This window comes from Mailhella sp. (genome assembly GCF_057866825.1).
This window is the reverse complement of record NZ_DBMAHT010000187.1, coordinates 1-2,851: the sequence shown is the minus strand read 5'-3', so window position 1 is coordinate 2,851 and position 2,851 is coordinate 1. Positions and strand designations below refer to the sequence as shown.

The following is a 2,851-nucleotide window of genomic DNA, read 5'->3' as shown; positions in this document are numbered from 1 at the left end:
TGCCCTTGTTCTTGCCCTGGGCCTTGCCGCATCCGCGGCGAACGCTGCGGAACTCACGGTTTCCGCGGCTGCGAGCCTGTCGGAATCCTTCACACAGATTTCGCAGGAGTTCACGAAGGAAACCGGGGTGAAGGTCAACCTGAACTTTGCGTCTTCCAACAATCTGCTTCGTCAGATGGAGCAGGGCGCTCCGGTGGACGTGTTCGCCTCCGCGGATCAGGAAACCATGGATTCGGCCGTGAAGAAGTCGCTGGTGGATCCCGCCACGCGCAGGGACTTTGCCCTGAATGATCTTGTGCTCATCACGCCTGCAAACGGAACGCTGAGCGGCCCGGACGGTCTTGCCGACGCCGCCGTGAAGCACATAGCCATAGGCACGCCCGAGAGCGTTCCCGCCGGACGCTATGCCCGTGAAGCGCTGACCAGCGCCGGAACCTGGGAGGCGTTGCAGAGCAAATTCGTGTTCGGCAACAACGTGCGTCAGGTGCTGAGCTACATTCAGCGCGGCGAGGCCGACGCGGGCTTCGTGTACCGCACCGACGCGCTTGCCGGCGGCAAGGACGTGCGCATCGTCACGGCCATGACCGGCCATAAGCCGGTGTGCTATCCCATTGCCGTTGCCAAAAACAGCACCGACAGAAATGACGCTCAGAAGTTCGTGGACTTCGTGCTGTCTCCGAGAGGTCTTGAAATTCTCGCTCATTACGGTTTCAGTCCGGTGAAGTAGAACATTCCGCACATAACGCGCCGGAAAACAAAGCGCTGCGTCTGCCGGGCAATGCGAAACGGCGTTGCCCGGCATTCAGGCGCGGCGGCGGATTTCGGAAACATTGCGGATGATTGCGGCCTTGCGCAAGCCGTGCCTGCGGCGCTGCGGACAACCCCCTGTTGCAGCGACTGGCTGAATCGCCGCATTCCGAAAAGAGGTTCAGAGACGCCGTGCAGATCCCGTCGGTTCCTGACGACGCCGTCGTCGAGCCGTCCCGTCTTCGGATGGGGCGGCTTTTTTGCTTCTGAGAGAAGGGGCTGGGGAAGCAGATGCGCCCGCCGCACGCGCCGGCACGGCGTCGTCCGCGCCTTGTCGGCATCTGCGCCGGAGCCCACGCCGGCATCTGCCCCGGAACCCGCAACGGAAGTACCTGCGGCCGGAAAGAGCAACGCGTGCCGCGCGGCGGCTCACACGTCGTCGAAGCCGAAGGGGCGTTCGCCCTGTCCGCCCCTGGTGAGAATGTCGGACAGGTAGGAGAGCGAGTCCTGCGCGAAAAGCGAACGCGTGTGGAAATTGCGCTCCATGGCGAGAATGCGGCCGTCGGCGTACACGGCGAGGTCTTCGGCAAAGGCGTCCACGTCTTCCGGGTCGTGGGTAATCATGATGAGAGGCACGCCGCAGTTGTCCAGAATGCCGGCGATTTCCTTGCGCATGCGGATGCGCAGCAGCGGATCGAGCGCGGCAAAGGGTTCGTCGAGAAGCAGCAGGCGCGGAGAAATGAGCAACGCCCGGGCCAGGGCCACGCGCTGCTTCTGTCCGCCGGATATCTGCGACGGCCTGCGGTCGGCAAGGTGCGCGATTTCCAGAAGGTCGAGCATGAGTTGAAGGGACGCCTGCTGCTCGTCGCTGAGTCTGGCCGGAAACATGGCCCGAAAGGCGCTGCCGAGAACGGGAACGTGCTTTTCCTGCTGCTGCAGGGCGAAGGCGAGATTCTGCCGGACGGTCATGTGGGGAAAGAGCGCGTAATCCTGAAACACGTAGCCGATGCGGCGTTTGCGGGCGGGCATGTCGATGCCTTTTTCGGAGTCGAAGAACACGGCGTCGTCGGTAATGATGTGCCCCGATTGCGGATGAACGAGCCCGGCGATCATTTGCAGGGTGAGGGTTTTACCCGAGCCGGAAGGGCCGAAGAGCACCAGACGCGAGGCGGAACTTTTGAGGCTGACGTCGAGGGAAAAGGCCCCGTGCCGCCCCTTGAGCGTGGCTTGAACGGAAAGATCGATCACCGGGAACCTCCCAGCAGATAGTCGGCGGTCACGAGAATGGCGGCGCAGATGCACGAAGTCAGGATGACGAGCCCGGCGGCCAGCGCGTCGTTTCCGGCCTGAAAGGCGTCGTAGATGGCGAGGGCGAGAGTCTGGGTTTTGCCCGGAATGTTGCCGGCCAGCATGAGTGTTGCGCCGAATTCGCCCATGCCTCGGGCAAAGGCCAGCATGGCCCCGGAAAGAATGCCGCGTCCGGCGAGCGGCAGACTGATGGAAAAGAACACGGCGATTTCCGAGGCGCCCAGCGTGCGCGCGGCCTTTTCCACGTTGGCGTCCACCTGTTCGAGGGCGGTTTTCGCCGACTTGTAGATCAGAGGAAAGACCACGACCGTGGCCGCCACCACGGCTCCCTGCCAGGAAAACATGAACTGCAAGCCGATTTTTTGCAGCACCGGGCCGAAGACGCCGTTTCTGCCCAGCAGCAGAATGAGATAGTAGCCCAGCACGGTGGGAGGCAGCACCATGGGAAGCGTGCAGAGCGAATCAATGACGGCCGCGCAGACGGAGCGCCGCCTTGCGAGAATGCGGGCCGTAAGGGTGCCGAGCACGAGGGAGGCCAGAGTGGACAATCCGGCAACTTTCAACGACAGCATGATGGGAAACAGAGAAAACTGCTGCCCGAAAAGGGAAAATTCCATGGGAGCGCTCCTTTCCATTTCAAAATAACAGGAATGGAGACGCGGAGCAAGCCGAAGGGCCGATATCCTGACAAAATTTTCAGAAATTCAAGGCGCGGGGAAGCGTTGCGGCGCATGAAGGCATCCGGGCGAGGCTGGGCAAGAGGGGGAGTCATGGCGAGTGAGGGGCGCGTTGCGTG

At 62.3% G+C, this 2,851-nt stretch carries 3 protein-coding genes; 1 reads left to right on the top strand and 2 read right to left on the bottom strand.

What is annotated here, in order from left to right; all coding sequences use genetic code 11:
* Positions 1–727, top strand: a 727-nt coding sequence (gene modA / locus ACZM96_RS10475) for a molybdate ABC transporter substrate-binding protein (RefSeq protein ID WP_489488987.1), incomplete at its 5' end; no start/stop codon positions are given.
* A gap of 449 nt (positions 728–1,176) precedes the next feature.
* On the opposite strand, the gene ACZM96_RS10470 is transcribed toward modA, so the two are convergent.
* Complete coding sequence (locus tag ACZM96_RS10470) at positions 1,177–1,995, bottom strand: ATP-binding cassette domain-containing protein (RefSeq protein ID WP_489488985.1); 819 nt, start codon at positions 1,993–1,995, stop codon at positions 1,177–1,179.
* On the bottom strand, positions 1,992–2,672 hold the full coding sequence (gene modB / locus ACZM96_RS10465) for a molybdate ABC transporter permease subunit (protein ID WP_489488984.1): 681 nt from the start codon (positions 2,670–2,672) through the stop codon (positions 1,992–1,994). Before modB ends, ACZM96_RS10470 begins: the two co-directional genes overlap by 4 nt.
* Between the last annotated feature and the right edge of the window lie 179 nt (positions 2,673–2,851).

Bases quoted from the DNA above. Each gene is read 5' to 3' on its own strand.
- modB (WP_489488984.1), bottom strand. From the start codon at position 2,672: ATGGAATTTTCCCTTTTCGGGCAGCAGTTTTCTCTGTTTCCCATCATG.